Origin of the sequence: Sorangium sp. So ce394, assembly GCF_051474665.1 — a bacterium.
Classification (GTDB): domain Bacteria; phylum Myxococcota_A; class Polyangia; order Polyangiales; family Polyangiaceae; genus Sorangium; species Sorangium cellulosum_D.
On the sequence record NZ_CP150339.1, the window covers coordinates 3,258,646 to 3,274,412 of the forward strand.

At 74.4% G+C, this 15,767-nt stretch carries 12 protein-coding genes; 3 read left to right on the forward strand and 9 right to left on the reverse strand.

Annotation, left to right across the window (positions count from 1 at the left end; genetic code table 11):
* The first annotated feature begins 42 nt into the window (after window positions 1-42).
* The gene (locus WMF33_RS12150; protein ID WP_437337283.1) at window positions 43-672 is read left to right on the forward strand and encodes a helix-turn-helix domain-containing protein; all 630 of its coding nucleotides are present in this window, start codon (window positions 43-45) and stop codon (window positions 670-672) included.
* Between the two features lie 273 nt (window positions 673-945).
* Here WMF33_RS12150 and WMF33_RS12155 read toward each other — a convergent pair whose 3' ends face one another.
* Both WMF33_RS12155 and WMF33_RS12160 read right to left on the reverse strand, forming a co-directional pair.
* Entirely contained in the window at window positions 946-2,310 is a 1,365-nt protein-coding gene (locus WMF33_RS12155) for a TldD/PmbA family protein (RefSeq protein WP_437337284.1), read from the reverse strand.
* A 139-nt stretch (window positions 2,311-2,449) separates the two neighbouring features.
* The gene (locus WMF33_RS12160; protein WP_437337285.1) at window positions 2,450-3,202 is read right to left on the reverse strand and encodes a hypothetical protein; all 753 of its coding nucleotides are present in this window, start codon (window positions 3,200-3,202) and stop codon (window positions 2,450-2,452) included.
* Between the two features lie 244 nt (window positions 3,203-3,446).
* Between WMF33_RS12160 and larB the strand changes: the two genes are divergently transcribed.
* Both larB and larC read left to right on the forward strand, forming a co-directional pair.
* The gene (larB, locus tag WMF33_RS12165; protein ID WP_129574425.1) at window positions 3,447-4,199 is read left to right on the forward strand and encodes a nickel pincer cofactor biosynthesis protein LarB; all 753 of its coding nucleotides are present in this window, start codon (window positions 3,447-3,449) and stop codon (window positions 4,197-4,199) included.
* A 434-nt stretch (window positions 4,200-4,633) separates the two neighbouring features.
* On the forward strand, window positions 4,634-5,758 hold the full coding sequence (gene larC, locus WMF33_RS12170) for a nickel pincer cofactor biosynthesis protein LarC (RefSeq protein ID WP_437337286.1): 1,125 nt from the start codon (window positions 4,634-4,636) through the stop codon (window positions 5,756-5,758).
* A gap of 107 nt (window positions 5,759-5,865) precedes the next feature.
* On the opposite strand, the gene trxA is transcribed toward larC, so the two are convergent.
* The 7 genes from trxA to WMF33_RS12205 form a co-directional block, all read right to left on the reverse strand.
* Complete coding sequence (trxA, locus tag WMF33_RS12175) at window positions 5,866-6,507, reverse strand: thioredoxin (RefSeq protein WP_437337287.1); 642 nt, start codon at window positions 6,505-6,507, stop codon at window positions 5,866-5,868.
* Between the two features lie 197 nt (window positions 6,508-6,704).
* Window positions 6,705-7,700, reverse strand: a complete 996-nt coding sequence (locus tag WMF33_RS12180) for an ABC transporter permease (RefSeq protein ID WP_437337288.1) — start codon at window positions 7,698-7,700, stop codon at window positions 6,705-6,707.
* Window positions 7,697-9,226: an ABC transporter permease gene (locus WMF33_RS12185; RefSeq protein WP_437337289.1), complete on the reverse strand. Its 1,530-nt coding sequence runs from the start codon at window positions 9,224-9,226 to the stop codon at window positions 7,697-7,699. The genes WMF33_RS12180 and WMF33_RS12185 overlap by 4 nt, the downstream gene beginning before the upstream one ends.
* A gap of 15 nt (window positions 9,227-9,241) precedes the next feature.
* Window positions 9,242-10,831, reverse strand: a complete 1,590-nt coding sequence (locus WMF33_RS12190; protein WP_437339473.1) for a trypsin-like peptidase domain-containing protein — start codon at window positions 10,829-10,831, stop codon at window positions 9,242-9,244.
* Window positions 10,831-11,904 carry a S1 family peptidase gene (locus tag WMF33_RS12195; RefSeq protein ID WP_437337290.1) on the reverse strand — a complete coding sequence of 358 codons (1,074 nt, stop codon included), beginning with the start codon at window positions 11,902-11,904 and terminating at the stop codon, window positions 10,831-10,833. The genes WMF33_RS12190 and WMF33_RS12195 overlap by 1 nt, the downstream gene beginning before the upstream one ends.
* Window positions 11,905-11,941: 37 nt before the next feature.
* Entirely contained in the window at window positions 11,942-13,762 is a 1,821-nt protein-coding gene (locus tag WMF33_RS12200; protein ID WP_437337291.1) for a Stp1/IreP family PP2C-type Ser/Thr phosphatase, read from the reverse strand.
* On the reverse strand, window positions 13,759-15,759 hold the full coding sequence (locus WMF33_RS12205) for an FHA domain-containing protein (protein ID WP_437337292.1): 2,001 nt from the start codon (window positions 15,757-15,759) through the stop codon (window positions 13,759-13,761). The genes WMF33_RS12200 and WMF33_RS12205 overlap by 4 nt, the downstream gene beginning before the upstream one ends.
* Window positions 15,760-15,767 lie beyond the last annotated feature (8 nt).

The window sequence follows — 15,767 nt, forward strand, 5'->3', positions numbered from 1 at the left end:
ACGCGAGCTGTGCGGCAGGTGCCTTTCGCGTGGAGTTCGGCGATGGCTGGTGTTCGTGAGAAGCTGTTGACCGCATCCGACCTCGCAGCCCTGTGCGAGGTCGACTTGAAGACAATCCATAATTGGGTGGATCGAGGGAGGATTGCCCATTTCCGTACGCCAGGGAGACACTTGCGCTTCAAGGCGGCGGACGTGGCCGAGTTCCTCCGTGCATGGGGCTATTCGGTGCCCCGGGAGCTCGCCAAGGCGACCTCCAAGTCGATGATGGCCATCGGCACCAAGGACACGATGGCCCACGTGGCGCGAGCCCTCGGGGAAGGCGTGCCCATCCGGCACGCGAGCCACCCGTATGACGCGCTGATCTACGCGGGGGCGGACCCCGCGGACGTGTACATCATCGACGTTCGGGCCGTGTCCGGCGACGTGGACGTCACCTCCCTCTTCGAGGCGCTCCACCGAGCGAACTCGCAGGGGACGTTCGTCGCGCTGTCGGACGAGCCGATCAGCCTGCCCCCGTTCGTGGGGAGGATCGGCCGCAACGACGCGCAGCAGCTAAGGGCATTCCTGATGCCTGAAGCGGCCGCGCAGCCGGGAGCGCCCCTCCAGGCGAGCGCCGGCGCAGCCTCGGAAGAGCCGCCGCGGAGCCTGGCCGCAGGCGGATCCTCGCGCTGAGCGAGGGCCCCGGCCGTCCTACGCCCAGCTCAACGGCTGGGCGAGGACGGCCGCGGGCGACGGAGGAGAGCCCGCCACCGAGCGCAGCACTGCAAGCACGACCCGCTGAGGACAGAACCCCCCTCCGCAGCGCAACCTGGGGCCGGTTGAAGGGTCGCTCGCAACCCAGCTGCCGAGTCCGCTCCTGCGCTTTCCTGGATGAGCTGAAGAAGAAGAGGTCGAGGAGCGCGGGCCGCGCCGCGGACACGCTCTGGCGACGGCGGCCGAGCTCGCTCAGCTGCCGGCGATGGTCATGGCGGAGACCCGGAACGTCGGAGATGACGTCGCCGTCCGGAGATCGAGGTCGTTCCCGACCGCGTCGATCCGCTGCAAGAGCTCGTCGAGGTTCAGCGAGATGGTCACCTCGCTGACCGGGTGGGTCAGCTCACCGTTCTCGATCCAGAAGCCGGCGGCGCCCCGGGAGAAATCGCCGGTCACGGCGTTGAAGCCGAAGCCCATCATCTCGGTGACGTACAGCCCGCGCGGCGTGGAGCGGACGATCTCTTCCGCCGGCGTGGAGGTGGGCTGCAGGATGAAGTTCGAGGTCGATGGGCCCACGCCGCCGCCGGCGCCGCGCGAGGCGCTGCCGGTCGAGGGGCGCTTGAGCTTCCGGCCGCTGTAGCTGTCGCAGAGGTAGGTCTTCAGGATGCCCTGCTCGACCACGACGTTGCGCCTGGACGGGAGGCCCTCGCCGTCGAACGGGCGCGAGCCGGGCGCGCGCGGGAGCAAGGGGTCGTCGACGACGGTGATGAGATCGCTGGCGACGCGCGTCCCCTCGCGGCCGATGAGGTAGCTCGACTTGCGCCAGATCGAGCTGCCCATGAGGCAGGAGCCGAGCAGACCGAGCATCGAGCGGGCGACGTCCGGGTCGAAGACGACGGGCGCCTCGCAGGTCGGCACCTTGCGGGCGCCGAGCTTGCGCAGCGTCCGGCGGGCCGCCTCGCGGCCCACGGCCTCCGGGGCGTCCAGGTCCGCGAGGTGGCGCCGGGCGGTGAAGTAGAAGCCGCGGCGCTTCTTGTCGTCGCTGTCGTCGGCGACCGGGGAGACCACGAGCTGGGCGTACGAGCCGGCGACGCCGCCGCGGAACCCGCCGGACAGGACGAGGGCGTAGGCGCCCGCGCTGCGCGAGAACGTCGCGCCCTCGCTGTTCGTGATGCGGGGGTCGGCGTCGCGCGCTGCCTGCTCGCCGCGGCGCGCGAGGTCGATGGCCTGCGCGGCCGTGACCTCGCCGCCCGACGGATCGTAGAGATCGAGCGCGGGGAAGTTCCCCTTGGCGATGAGCTCCGGATCGGCGGGGCCGGCGAACTCGTCCTCTTGAGAGATGTCGGCGAGCTCCAGCGCGTCCGCGACGAACCGATCGAGGCCGCGGGGCGTGAGGTCGGAGGTCGAGGTCAGCGCGACGCGCTGCTTCTTGATGATCCGCATGCCGAGGCCCTTGTGGACGGCCTCCTCGACGAGCTCGGGCTCGCCGAGCCGCACCTTGGTGGTGAGCTCGGAGCCGGAGCGGGCGATCGCCTCCGCGACGTCGGCGCCGCCTTTCCTGGCGCGGGTCACCACCTGCTCGGCCAGCTCCATCAGTTCTTCGATCTGACGATCCATGCGGGCTCGTTCGGACATGAGGCGACAGGGTGGAGGAGCGCGGTGGCTCCGTCAACGCGGTGACGCGGCGGGCCGGCCGCCGCGACGGTCCGTCGACGCGGTGACGCGGTGACGCGGCGGCCGCGCTCGCGGGTGCGCCTCAGCCCGGCCGGTTCGAGCGGCCACCCTTGCCGAGGCCGAGCCGGCGCTGCGGGCGCGTCGAGGCGGGCCGGGGCGGCTCCACCGCTGGAGCCGGCGCGCTCGGGACGGCGCGGGGGCGCGGGCCGGCGGGGGGCTCACCCTTCTGTCCGCCGCCCGGCGGCTCGCGCCGGAGGAGGGCGCTCACGGTGACCGCGAAGCCGGCGGCGAGCATGGTGTGCATCCAGAGGAGCGCGTAGCCGAGCGGACCGCCGGTGATCGGATGGACGCCGAAGTCGCCCTCGACCTGCCGGTAGGTGCCGTCGAGCGCGAGGCGCCGGGACAAGGCGAGGACGGCGATCAGGGCGATCGCGAGCGGCGCGCCGGCGAAGACGGCCAGCGCGCGGATCGAGCGCTGCGCGGTCGGACGGCCGCCGGCGCTCGCGGCGAAGCGCTGCGCGGCGACGAACCCGGCGGGCACCGAGGCGGCGTCGAGGAGGAGCAGCACGAGGTCGACGGCGGACGGGACCCGGCGGGTGTCGACGAGGTACGCGAAGCTCCAGTCGGGCGCGAAGACGAGGAAGTAGGCGCAGACCGGGGCGAAGACGAGGACGGCGAACAGGGAGACGAGGGCGAGCGGCCGATCGGGCGGGCCGGACGCGAGCCGTGGCTCCGCCGCGCGCAGCGCGCCTGGGCGGTGAGGGGCTGCTGCGCTGAACCATGCGAGCAGCGCGCCGAGAGCAAAGCCGACGAGGGGAGCGACGAAGGCGGGCACGCGGCGCGGAACGTAGTCCTGTCGCCCCCTCCTGTGCAAAGAGCCTGGAGAGTTTGCGTGGAGCGGCACAAGGAAGGGAGGGAGCGCGCCGGGATGGCGCGCCCGGGGACGGCGCGCCGAGCGAGAGGAGCGCGCGCCGAGCCGCCGGACGCGCACGGCCGGGCGCCCCACGGGACCGGGGGGAACGGGCGGCCGGGGCGGAACGTTTGCTCTGGCGGCGCCGCCGCGCTAAGCGGCTGCGCACATGGAGCCGCGCCTCGTCCGGGACATGCTTGAGCGCGTTCGCACCGGCGAGCTCGCCGTCGAGGAGGCGCTCGAGGCGCTCCGAGGCCTGCCTTTCCGGGATCTGGGCGTCGCGACGGTCGATCACCACCGCGCCCTCCGGCAGGGCGTGCCTGAGGTGATCTTCGGCGAAGGGAAGACCCCCGAGCAGATCGCCCTGATCGCCCAGGAGATCTCGGGGGCCGGGCAGAACGTGCTCGTGACCCGGGTCGACGCCGCGAAGGGCGCGGCGGTGGCGTCGCTCTTGCCCGCGTTTCGCTACGTCCCCCTGGCGCGGACCGGCACCGTCGAGGTCGCGCCGACGCCGAAGCGCGCCGCCGGTCCGGTCGCGGTCGTGACCGCGGGCACGAGCGACCTCCCGGTCGCCGAGGAGGCCATCGAGACGCTGCGCGCCGTGGGGCTCGAGGCGAAGCGGCTGTACGACGTGGGGGTCGCGGGGCTGCATCGCTTCCTCCATCGCGTCGAGGAGCTGCGCAAGGCGTCCGCCGTGATCGTGGTCGCGGGCATGGAGGGCGCGCTGCCGAGCGTGGTCGGCGGGCTCGTGGCGGCCCCGGTCGTCGCGGTCCCGACGGCGGTCGGCTACGGCGCGGCCCTGGGCGGCTTCACCGCGCTCTTCTGCATGCTCACGTCGTGCGCCTCCGGCGTCGCCGTGGTCAACATCGACAGCGGCTTCGGCGCGGCGATGGTGGTGCACCGCATGTTGCCGAAGGAGTGAGCGCTCGACGAGCGCGACCGCGGGAGCGCCGCGAGGCACAGACGCCCGGCGAACGGAGCAGGCGAGACATGGGACACGGGCACGATCACGACCATGCGCATGGGCACGGTCACGACCACGCGCACGGTCACGACCATGCGCATGGGCACGGTCACGACCACGCGCACGGTCACGACCATGAGCACGGGCATGATCACGGCCATGCGCATGGGCACGGTCACGACCATGAGCACGGGCACGATCACGGCCATGCGCACGGTCACGATCACGACCATGCGCACGGTCACGATCACGATCACGATCACGACCACGCGCACGATCACGACCACGACCACGCGCAAGGGCACGACCACCCGCGCGCGCCGCTCCTCGAAGAAGGCGCGGGCGCCGGCAAGATCCTGTTCTTCGATGCCTTCAGCGGGATCGCCGGCGACATGACCATCGCCGCGCTGCTCGATCTCGGGGTGCCGCTCCTCGTCATCGAGCGCGCGGTCGCGGCGCTGCCCATCGAGGGGTTCCACCTGCACCGCGGGCACGCCCACCGCAGCGGCATCGTGGCGACCTCGTTCGACGTGCACGTCGAGGCGCCGCAGCCGGAGCGCACCTACGGATCGATCGACGCCATGCTCGCCGCGGCGCCGCTCGATCCGCCCGTCGCCGCGCTCGCACGCCGGATCTTCCGGCGCCTCGGGGAGGCGGAGGCCGCCGTGCACCGGATCCGCCTGGAAGACGTGCACTTCCACGAGGTCGGCGCCGTCGACGCGATCGTCGACATCGTGGGCGCCGCCGCGGCCATCGTGCACATCGGGGCGGAGGTCGTCGGATCGCCGCTGCCCATGGGGCGCGGGTTCGTCAAGGCGCGGCACGGGATCCTCCCGCTGCCGCCGCCCGCCGCGGTCGCGTGCCTCCGCGGCGTTCCGACCTACGGCGTCGACCTCGACGCCGAGCTGGTCACGCCCACCGGCGCGGCCATCATCTCCGCGCTGGCGACCCGGTTCGAGCGCTGGCCGACGTTCGCGCCCGACCGGATCGGCTTCGGCGCCGGCCAGCGAGAGCTCCCGGACCGCCCCAACCTGCTGCGGGTCGTCCTGGGGACGCGCTCGGGCGGGGAGGAGAGCCTCGGCAGCGCGTCGCACGTGATCGTCGAGGCCAACGTCGACGACCTCACCGGCGAGGTGGCGGGGCACGCGATCGAGGCGCTGTTCGCGGCAGGCGCGCTCGACGCGTGGGCGGCGCCGATCACGATGAAGAAAGGGCGGCCCGCGCTGACGATCGCGGCGCTCGCCGCCGCCCCCCAGGCCGACGCGGTGGCGACGGCGCTGCTCCGCGAGACGACCAGCATCGGGCTCCGGAAGATCCCGGTCGCCCGCACGGAGCGGCCGCGGCGCATCACCACCGTGAAGACCGCGTACGGCGCCATCCGGGTGAAGATCAGCGAGGGGCCGTTCGGGCCGCCGCAGATCAAGCCGGAGTTCGACGACTGCGCCGCGGCGGCGAGGACCCACGGCGTTCCGGTGCGCGAGGTCGTCTCGGCGGCGCTCGCGGCCGCCAAGGGGTGACGCGACGGCCGCCGGTCGCTGACGCCGCCGGCGGCGACGCCACGCCTCGGCGCCGCGCGCGCGCCGGGCCGACGGCCGCGCTCACCGGAGAGGGCGGACGCGCGCGCTCAGTCGGGGCGCTCGATCGGCAGCGCCTCGGCCTCCCACGCGAGGAAGCCCCCCTCGAGGAACGCGACGGGGACGCCCTCCTCCGCGAGCTTCGCGGCCACGTCCTTCGACTTGTCGCCGGAGCGGCAGTAGAGCACCGGCGCGCCGGTCAGCATGTGGAGCTCGGCGAGCCGGCCCTCGATCTCCTCCAGCGGGATGTGCACCGCGCCGGGGATGTGGGCGCGCCCGTAGGCGGGGCCCTCGCGCGTGTCGACGGCGACCACCTGGCCCTCGCGGATCAGCTGCGCCAGCTCGGCCGCCCGGATGGCGCCCTCGGCGCGCGGGAGGAACGGATCGAGGAGCTCGCGGAGCTGCTTGCGGTTGAGGACGCCCTGCTCCGCGGCCGCCGGGCGGCCCCGGTGAAAGACCATGAACGTCGGGACGGCCTGGATGCGCAGCATCGTGGCGATGCGCTTCGACTTGTCGATGTCGATCTTGACCACCTTGGCCTTGCCCTCGAGCTCGCGCGCGATGGCGTCGACCTCCGGCGCGACCGTTTTGCACGGCCCGCACCAGGTGGCGGTGAAATCGATGAGCACGGGCAACTCGCTGCGGAGCACCTCGCGCTCGAACTCCTGCTCGCTGATCTCGGGAACGGCCATGGCGGGCGAATTCATAGCGGGCCTTCCCATCGAGATCGAGTGGCGCGAGGCCCCCGCCGCCGAGATCGCGCGGATGAGGCCGATTTCGCGAAATCCCGGCGCGACCTCGGCGCGCGGCCGGCGGCGGGCGCAGGGCGCAGCGGAGACGGCCGCGGGCGCGTCGCCCCGCCGCGCGCGTCGCCCCGCCGCGCGCGCCCTCAGCGCGGCGTCCGCGAGCGCACGGTGCGCGCGTCGACGGCGTCGCGCAGCGCGTCGGCGATGAGGTACGAGCCGCCGACCGTCGCCAGGAGCAGCAGGCCGGGGAGCACGAGCAGCCGGATCTCGCTCGGGTGCCGCGCCGCCTGGCCCAGCGTCTCCCCCCACGACGCCACGCGCGTGGGCGCGCCCATCCCGAGGAACGAGATCGCCGCCTCGAGCAGGACCACGGACGCCACGCCGAGCACCGAGCTCACGATCGTGGGGCCGAGCGCGTTCGGGAGGATGTGGCGGTAGAAGACGCGCAGCCGGGTGCTGCCGAGCGCGCGCGCGGCCATCACGTACTCCTCGCTCGAGGCGCGCAGCACCTCGGCGCGCACGAGGCGCGCGATCTCCGCCCAGCGGACGAAGGCGACCGCGAGCACCAGCGACAGCGCGGAGGGCTCGCGCTCGATGGCGCGGACGATCGCCACGACGAGGATCGCCGGGAAGGTGTCGACCGTCTCGACGAGGCGGACGAGGCCGTCGTTCCAGAAGCCGCGCAGCGTGCCGGCGAGCCCGCCGAGCACGACGCCGAGGAACATGCCCACGAGCACCGCGCTGAGCGACAGGCCGAGCGCGGTGCGCGCGCCGTAGATCAGCCGCGCGGCGAGATCGCGGCTCTCGAAGTCCGTGCCGAGCGGGTGATCGAGCGAGGGCGACGCGTTCGGGCCGGCGTCGGTGCGCTGCTCCGGGCCGTAACGGATGGGCGGCCAGATCGCGACGCCCACCTCGAAGCGCACCCGGAGCTCGGCCTCGGTGAGCGACTCGAGCTCCGCGGCGTCGGTGACCGCGGGCAGGATCTCGGCGCCGTCCGGCCCGAGCCGGGCGATGGGCGCAGGGGCGGCGAGCAGCTCGGCGAAGATGGCGAGCAGCGCGAGCACGCCGAGCAGGACGGTGCCCGCGGCCACGCGCTTGCTGCCGACCATCCGGCGGAGGAACGCCGCCGCGTGCGTCACGCGCCGCTCCTCCGCGAGAGCACGGCCGGGCCGAGCCGCGGGTCGACGAGCACGTACGCGAGATCGGTGACGATCACGCCGAGCGCGGCGATGCCCGCGGCGCCGATGGAGATGGCCATGAGCCAGCTCACGTCGCGCGCCTGCACGGCGAGGAGGGTGAGCTCGCCGAGGCCGTGGAGCTCGAAGACGCGCTCGACGACGAAGGCGCCGCCGAGCGCCATCGGCGGCTCGAGCATCGCGAGCGTCACGACCGGGAGCACGGCGTTGCGCAGCCCGTGGACGGCGATGGCGCGCGCGGCGCCGGCGCCGCGCGCCCGCGCGGCCCGGATGAAGTCCTGCGTGAGCACGGCGACGAGCGCCGCGCGCTGCTGACGCGTCGGCGCGGCGATGAGCGAGAGCGCGATGAGGCACGTCGGCAGGAGCAGCGAGCGCGCCCCGCCCGTGAGGAGCGCGGCGGCCACGGCCACGACGGCGGTCGGGAGGACCGCGAGCGTGAGCACGGCGGCCGCGATGGCGGAGTCGCTCCGCCGCCCGCGCGAGGCCGCGCTCAGCGCGCCGAGCGGGACGGCCACGGCGTAGGCCAGGGCGATCGCGCCGAAGACGAGCGTGAGCGTGACCGGCGCGCGCCGCTCGAGCTCGTCGAGCACCGGCTCGCCGGTCGCCGCGACGCCGAGGCGGTGGGTGACCGCGCCGAGCGCCCACTTGCCGTACCGCGTCTCCAGCACCGTCGCCGCGAGCCGCGCCGGGCCGGAGAAGACCTCGAAGTCGCTGCGGTAGACGTTCCAGAACGACTTCCACCGCGTGACGCACGCGCGCGCCTCGGCGAGGTCCTCGCCCGGCGCGATCCGGTCGTCGATCTCGGTGATGTGCGCGGCGACGTCGACGAGGGCGCGCGCCTGCTCGAGCGCCGCCGCGTCGCGCGGCGGCTGGAGCGCGGCGATCACCGGCTGCAGGGCGAACGTGTCGAGCTCGAGCAGCTCGGCGGCGCGCGACTCGGAGCCGTAGCGGACCAGGCGGCGCACCGCGCTACGGACCGACGGGCTCCGGAACTCGATGCCGCGGTCGTCCCAGAAGCGCGTCCAGAAGGCGACCGCGTGCGCCGGGTCCGCGGCCTCGTCGGCGCGCGGCAGGCCCATCCGCGCCGCGACCGGCGCGAGCGCGAGGGCGACGCGGGTGCGCGGCTCGGGCGCGAGCGCGTCGAGCGGCAGGATGTGCGGCAGCGCGGCGCCGCCGAGCCGCCGCAGCTCGTCGGCCGCGGCGGCCGCGCCGTCGCCGCCGGCCGCGACCGCCCGCACGGCCGCGAGGGCGCGCAGGCGCACGTCGCGCGGCTCCAGGTTGATGAAGCGCGGGAGGTCGAGGAAGCGCTCCCGGCGCAGCCGCGCGAGCTCCGCGCTGGAGAGCGAGCTGGCGAGGAGCGGATCGTCCGTGGGATCCGGGACGAACGAGAGCACGAAGAACGTCAGCAGCGAGACGCCGACGAGGGTGGGCAGCGTCCAGAGGAGCCGTCGGAGCGCGTGGCGGAGCATCTCTCTCGCGCGGGGTCAGCGCAGGATGGCGTCGAGCAGGTCGATGCGCATCCCGAACTTGTAGGGGGAGGCCTTGACCACCTCCGTCTTCTGGCCGGAGATCGTCTCGTCGTTGCCCTCCAGGTAGCCGCCGGCGTTGATGCCGATGACCTTGCCCTGGCCGTTGAAGATGGGGCTCCCGTTCATGCCGCTCGTGCTGCGGGCGTCGTGCTGGATCAGCCAGGCGTCGGCCGCGGCCGCGGGCCGGCCGTTCGCGCCGGTGATCCGGCCGATGTTGGCGGCCAGGAACGTGGCGACCGGGTTCGCGGCGTCGGTGAGGCGCTCGGGGAAGCCGATCAGGTACACGTCGTCGCCCGCGCCGGCCGCGGCGAGCTCCTCCCGGGTGGCGAGCTCCAGGACGGCGGCGGCGCGCCCCGCGATCGACACGACGCCGATGTCCGGGGTGAGCTGGTCCGCGCTGTCGCGGTACTGGGGGTGCGTCCGCATGCTGGTCACGGCGAAGCTTATCTGGCCCCGGCCCTCGTTCTCGAGCGCCACGATCGTGCCGCCGCGGCGCTTGGCCGCCGTGATGCAGTGCGCGTTCGTCGCGAGGACGGAGGGCCGCACCGCGAACGCCGTGCAGAACCCCTCGCGCCCCGAGGCGAGCATGAAGATCCCCTTTCTGGAGCGGTCGTGGAGGTTGCGCCCGAAGTTGGCGTTCGAAGGGTGCAGCGTGCCGAGGCGCCGCTCGATCTCCTTGCGCCGCGGGTCCTCGGGCGGGAGGCGCGCGAGCTCGGCGCGCAGCTGGCTGATCTCGTCGTGGGAGGAGCGGTTGTAGAGGATGAGCCCGACGAGGCTCGCGAGCGCGACCACGAGGAGCGAGGCGAGGATGTAGGTCGTGCGACGCTGGCCCGCGGTCGCGGCGTGCACCTCCTTGTGGAGCATGGCGTTGAGCTCGACGGTGCCGCGGGGCTTCGCGCGCCCCGTGGCGGCCGAGACGGCCGAGGAGATCATCATGGCGATCGTCCGCTCGCCGACCCGCCGGGCGCCGGCCGGCGGCGCGGCGGCGACGTGCCCGGGATGGGCCGCGGCGGGCGCGGCGTAGCCCGCGGCTTGCGCCGGGAGAGCGGCGGCGGGCGCGGGGTGGCCGGCGGCCGGCGCCGGGTACGCGGCCGGCGCGGGATAGCCGGCCGCCGGCGCCGGGTACGCGGCGCCAGCCGGGTACGCCGCGGGCGCAGGGTAGCCCGTGGGCGCGGGGTAGGCCGCGGCGGGCGCGGGGGGAGGCGGCGCCGCGTGCGCCTGCGGCGGACCCGGAGGCCGACGCTCGACGACCTCGATCCGCACCCGCGGGCCCTTCGCGCCGAACGTGACCTCGTCGCCCGAGGCGATCGCGTGCCGCTTGATCCGCTGCCCGCCCGCGTAGGTTCCGTTGCGGCTGTCGAGGTCGTACAGCACCCAGCCCGCCGCCTCGAGGCGCGCCTCGGCGTGGTGGCTGCTCGCGTCGCGATCGTGGTTCGGGTCGAACACGACGTCGTTGTCCGGCGCGCGGCCGAAGCGCACCACGCGCTTGTCATGGAGCTCCACGGACCCGGCGTTGCGCCCGAACGTGTGCACGACGCGCAGCATCACGGCGCGGGGACCCCCTTCAGCAGATCGATGCGCATCCCGATCCGGAACGGCGAGCTCTGCGTCACCGTCGTCTTGCGCCCGTCGATCGTCACGTCGTCCTCGTCGTCGATGTGCGCGGCGTGAATGCCGATCACGTGCCCGTACTGGTTGAAGATGGGGCTCCCGCTGTTGCCCCCGCGCGTGACCGCGTCGTGCTGGATGACGACGGCGCGGTCCGGCGTCGTCGCCTCGTCGTCGATGCCGGTCACCCGCCCGATGCGGCCCTCGAGGAACGTCGCCGAGGGGCTCAGCGGATCCATCAGCCGGCCGGGGAAGCCGAGGACGTAGGCGTCGTCGCCCGGCCCGATCGCCCGCAGCTCGGCGTCGTTCGCGAGCTTCACCGTGTGCGACGCCCTGCCGTCGATGCGCAGCAGGGCGACGTCCGGCGAGCCGGCCCCCGCCTGCCCGGGCTTGTACGCCGGGTGGGCCGACATCGCGACGATGCGGAGCCGCGTCTTCCCCATCGAGTCGTTCTGCGTGACGATCGGGGTGCCGCCGCGCGCGCGGCAGTCGCGGACGCAATGCGCGTTCGTGGCGAGCAGATCGGGCGCGACGGCGAAGGCCGAGCAGCAACCGCCGATGCGGTTGTCCACCTTGTAGCCCATCACGTAGAGGGCGAGCCGGTTCTGCTCGAAGATGGCGCGGCCCGAGAGCACCTGCTCCGGGATCTCGCCCGTCGGCCGCGCGGCGGGCGCGACGCCGAGGCCGACCTCGCGCGCCAGCGCGTCGGCCGCCCGGCGCGACCGGTACGCGACCACGCCCGCCACCGCCACAGCGACGAGCGCCGCGACGACGCCGAGCCCGAGCAGCAGGTTGTGGCGCGCCACCCGCCGCCGCGCCTCGTCCGCCTTGGCCCGCACGAGCGCGACCGCCTTCTCCTCGCGCTGCATCGCCTGCACGACGGCGTCCCTGACGATGCGCTGCGCGGTCGCGACGTCGACGCGGCCGTCCGCGTCCGGTCCCCGCGGGGGCGGCCCTTCCTGCGGGGCGGCCGGAGCCTGCCGGCCACGCTTGTCGTTGCTGCGCAGCATCGCGGTGGGTGGCGCGCGCACGTGCGCGGCGCGCGGCCTAACGGAGCAGGTAGTAGCCGGCGATGGTAACGCACGCGACGGCGCTCACGATCATCAAGATCACGAGCCACTGCGGCGCGCCGTCGGTCGGGATCATGATCGGCTCGTCGCCCTGGACGGGGGCGCGGGCCTTGCGCTCCTCCAGCGCGTCGTCCGCCGGCAGGGGCGAGATGACGGGGTCGTAGTCGTCGCCGTCCTCGTCTAGATCGCTGTCCGCGGCGCTCAGCCACGACTTCGGCGAGGGGGGGCGCTGCGAGATCTTCTTCTCGTCGAGCTCCTTCACCTTGCGCGCCGGCTCGGACGCGGCGGCGTTCTGCGCGAGGAGGTGCTCGGGCAGCGAGTACTTCTGGTAACGGAGCTCCTCGATGTCCACGAGGTCCGGCTCGGCGAGCCCGTCGCCGTCGAACTTCGCGACCACCACCGTGATGTTGTCGTGGCCGCCCGCCTGGTTGGCCCGATCCGTCAGCACCTTGCAGGCCTCGATCGGATCGTCGACGGTCCGCAGCACCTCGCGGATCTCCTCGTTCCGCACCATGCCCGAGAGCCCGTCGGAGCAGAGCATCAGCGTGTCGCCCCGCTTGAGCTCCACGTAGGTGAGGTCGACCTGCACCGAGTCCGCCGTGCCGAGCGCCTGGAGGATGATGTTGTTGTGCTCGAAGGTCTCGGCCTCCTCCTCGGTGAGCTGGCCGGCCTCGATGAGCTGGTTCACGAGCGACTGATCGCGCGTCACCTGCACGAGCCGATCGCCGCGCAGGACGTACGCGCGGCTGTCGCCGACCTGACCGAGGAACAGGTGATCGTCCATGAGCGCGGCGATGGTCGACGTCGTCCCCATCCCGCGCCGGGTGCGATCGAGCTTCGCCTCGCTGAAGATCCTGAGGCCCGCGGCCTCGATCGCCTGCACGAGCCGCGCCGCGAGCTCGTCGTGGTCCTGCGGGGGACCGCCGGCGCTCATCCGCTGGTAGATGATGTCGACCGCGAGCTGGCTCGCGACCTCGCCGGCCGCGGCGCCGCCCATGCCGTCGCACACGCCGAGCAGCGCGCCGCGCTCGCCGACCACCTGGTAGCGGTCCATCTCCATCAGGCCGCGGCTCGCCTTGGTGAGATCCGCGACGATGAAGTTGTCCTCGTTGTGCTCGCGGACCTGCCCCACGTCGGTCCGGCCGAACAGCCGCAGCACGACCTCGGGTCGACGCGGATCGGCCGGCGCCGCGGCCCCGCCGTCCGTGTCGTCGGGGCGCTGCGCGCCCTCGGCCGGCTCGTCGCCAGCGGCGGGGCGCAGGGTCGAGCCGTCGCCGACGGTCTCCGCGGCGGGGGTCTCGTCGAGCGCGCCGTCGTGCGACGCGGCGACCGACGGGGCCGCGAGGGAGGCGTGCGCGTGAACGCCGGCCGGCGGCGCGTCGGGGGTCGCCCCGTCCGCGAGGTCGTCCGACCGCGTCGGGCTTCCATCCGCGTCCTCCTCGCGCAGCCCGCCCGCGGTGAGCCGCACCCGCGGCGGCGGAGGGAGCTTCCTCCCGACCTTGTCGGGGCCTGGGGCGCCGGGCGCCTTCACGGATTTCACGGCGATGCCAGCCTTCTGTTCGCGCGCGGCGTTCGCGGCCGGGCGCATCTTGGGCGGCGGGGGCGGCTTCCAGTTCACGGGCTTGCCTGCTTCCAGAGACCCCGCCTTACCGGCCTCGAGCGACGCGGCGCTGTGCGGGGAATCACCAAGGGCCTTGCCCGCGTTGCCGCTCGGGTCGGTCCCCACCGACGCCGCGCTCGAGAGCCCCTCGACTTCCAGCGCCTCGGTCGGCGTTTCGCGGACGGTCGGGTCGCTCATCGGGAGAGATCCACGCGGAACAGGTGCTGCCCGATGCGCACGAAGTCGCGATCGTGGAGGCTGACGTCCTCGCGGATGGCGACGTACGTCCCGTTCGACGACTCCAGGTCGGTGAGCGTGAACTCCCCCGTGGCCGGGTTCCTCCGGATGGCGGCGTGGCGTCGCGAGAGGAACGGGTCGGCCGTGAACACGATGTCTCCCGTTTCCCGTCCGATCACCGTCTCGTCCCGGTAGAGGTGGTACACGTCCCGCGTCACGCCCTCCACCGTCCGCTGGCAGAGTCGCGCCCGCCGGTGGATGGCGGGCGAGCCAAACAGCAACGTTCCATGCTGGATCGCATGGCCGAGGCCTCGCTCCCCGTCGCTCACGGTCTGAAACTGTAACACCTCGAGCCCCAGGAGGAGCAAGTCGGCATCTCGAAGGGCGTGCGTCTTCCGGATGCGCAGGTAGATGCGGTTGACGCTGCCCAGGTCACGGAGAACCCAGGACCCGTTCTGCGGAATGATCCGCGCGTGCCGCGGCGAGACGTACAGGTCGTCCTCGAGGACGATATCCCCCTCGGTGCGGCCGATGTCGATCTGCGGGCCGGTGAGGGGAAAGCTCTTCCCCTCGGTCCCGTCTTCGACGATCACGATGAGCTTGCCATCGGGCGCCCGGGCCGGCCGCGTGTCGGCCGGGACCCACGCCGGCGGGCGGACCGAATAAGACGCCCGCAGCGGAGCGAGCGACACCTGGGAGGGCGGCGGCGCGCTGCCCGCCTCGGTCGAGATCGGCCCGGCGGCGTCGCCCTGCGGGGGCCGCGGCGGGTCGTGCGGGGGCCGCGGCGGGTCGCGCCCGACCTCCGGGGCGAGCGAGGGCGCGGGCTGCGGGCGGTCGGCGGTGGGCCTGGACGGGCGCTCGGAGACGGGCCGCTCGCCCTCGAGCGGCGCCCCGCAGTACTTGCAGAACCGCGTGCCCGCGAGGCACTGGCCGTGGCAGCGCGCGCACTCGACCGGCCGGGCCGGCGCCTTCTGCGACGACGCGATGTCGAGCACCGGCGAGCCGACGATCTTGTCGGGGGTGCTGCCGCTGGCCGGGGGAGGGGGCAGCCGCGGGGGCGGCTGGGCGACCGGCGGCAGCGGAGGCGGCGCCGGCCTGGCCGGCGGCGAGGCGCCGGGGCCCTGCCGCAGCGCGTCCCCGGCGCCGGGGCGCTCGTCGCGCGACGCGGGCGGCGGCGCGGCCTCGGGCGCAGGCGCGTGCCGGGGCGCGGCCTCCTGGACCCCCCGCGCCGTCGTCTTGGTCTCGTCGAGCGGGGGGTGCGCCACGTACGGCGCGGCGGGGGACAGCGCGCCGTCCGGGTCGCTGCCCCTCGCTCGCCTGGGCGCGACGCTCGCCGGCTGCAGCGCCCCCGCCGGCGCGGCGCCGTCCTTCCGGTGGAGCGGCGCGCCGCACGTCACGCAGTAGCGATAGCCCGGCGGGTTGTCCCCGCCGCAGCTCGCGCACGAGAGCCCCAGCAGCGCCTCGGTGATCGAGGGCGTCGCCTGCGCCACGGACGGCGCCTCCGCGTCGCTCCGGTCCGCGGGCCGCGGCCCTTGCAGCGCCGGCGCCATCTGGATGGCGCTGTCCAGCGCGCCCACGGCCGGCGTCGCCGCGCCCGCGCCCTCGCGCGCGGGCGCGGAGGCGGACCGCGCGGCGATCTCCGCGCGGCCGTGCGCCGCCGGCATGGAAGGCTCCGTCCTCGCCGAGCCGATCGGGCTGAACGAGAACACCGGCGCCTCCGGGCGAAGGCGCCCCGGCGCGCCGCGGGCCCCCGGCGCCCGGGCGGCCCCGCGGGCGTCGTTCGCTGGCGGCGCATCGGCCTGCGCGGGCGAAGGCAGCGCCGGGAGCGACACCTGGGGCAGGCCGCTCGGCGGCGTCGGCGGGGCGACGCGCGCCTCGCGCGCCTTGAGCCGTCGGCCGCAATCCTGACAGAACGTCAGATCGGCAGCGTTGTCGCGACCGCACACATCGCAGATCACGCTGCCGA

What these genes read in the sequence shown, in the direction of transcription:
- WMF33_RS12155 (WP_437337284.1), bottom strand. Translation starts at nt 2,310, where the DNA reads ATGGATCGTCAGATCGAAGAACTGATGGAGCTGGCCGAGCAGGTGGTG.
- WMF33_RS12185 (WP_437337289.1), bottom strand. Translation starts at nt 9,226, where the DNA reads ATGCTCCGCCACGCGCTCCGACGGCTCCTCTGGACGCTGCCCACCCTC.
- WMF33_RS12190 (WP_437339473.1), bottom strand. Translation starts at nt 10,831, where the DNA reads ATGCTGCGCGTCGTGCACACGTTCGGGCGCAACGCCGGGTCCGTGGAG.
- larB (WP_129574425.1), top strand. Translation starts at nt 3,447, where the DNA reads ATGGAGCCGCGCCTCGTCCGGGACATGCTTGAGCGCGTTCGCACCGGC.
- trxA (WP_437337287.1), bottom strand. Translation starts at nt 6,507, where the DNA reads ATGGCCGTTCCCGAGATCAGCGAGCAGGAGTTCGAGCGCGAGGTGCTC.
- WMF33_RS12150 (WP_437337283.1), top strand. Translation starts at nt 43, where the DNA reads ATGGCTGGTGTTCGTGAGAAGCTGTTGACCGCATCCGACCTCGCAGCC.
- WMF33_RS12200 (WP_437337291.1), bottom strand. Translation starts at nt 13,762, where the DNA reads ATGAGCGACCCGACCGTCCGCGAAACGCCGACCGAGGCGCTGGAAGTC.
- larC (WP_437337286.1), top strand. Translation starts at nt 4,634, where the DNA reads ATGACCATCGCCGCGCTGCTCGATCTCGGGGTGCCGCTCCTCGTCATC.
- WMF33_RS12195 (WP_437337290.1), bottom strand. Translation starts at nt 11,904, where the DNA reads ATGCTGCGCAGCAACGACAAGCGTGGCCGGCAGGCTCCGGCCGCCCCG.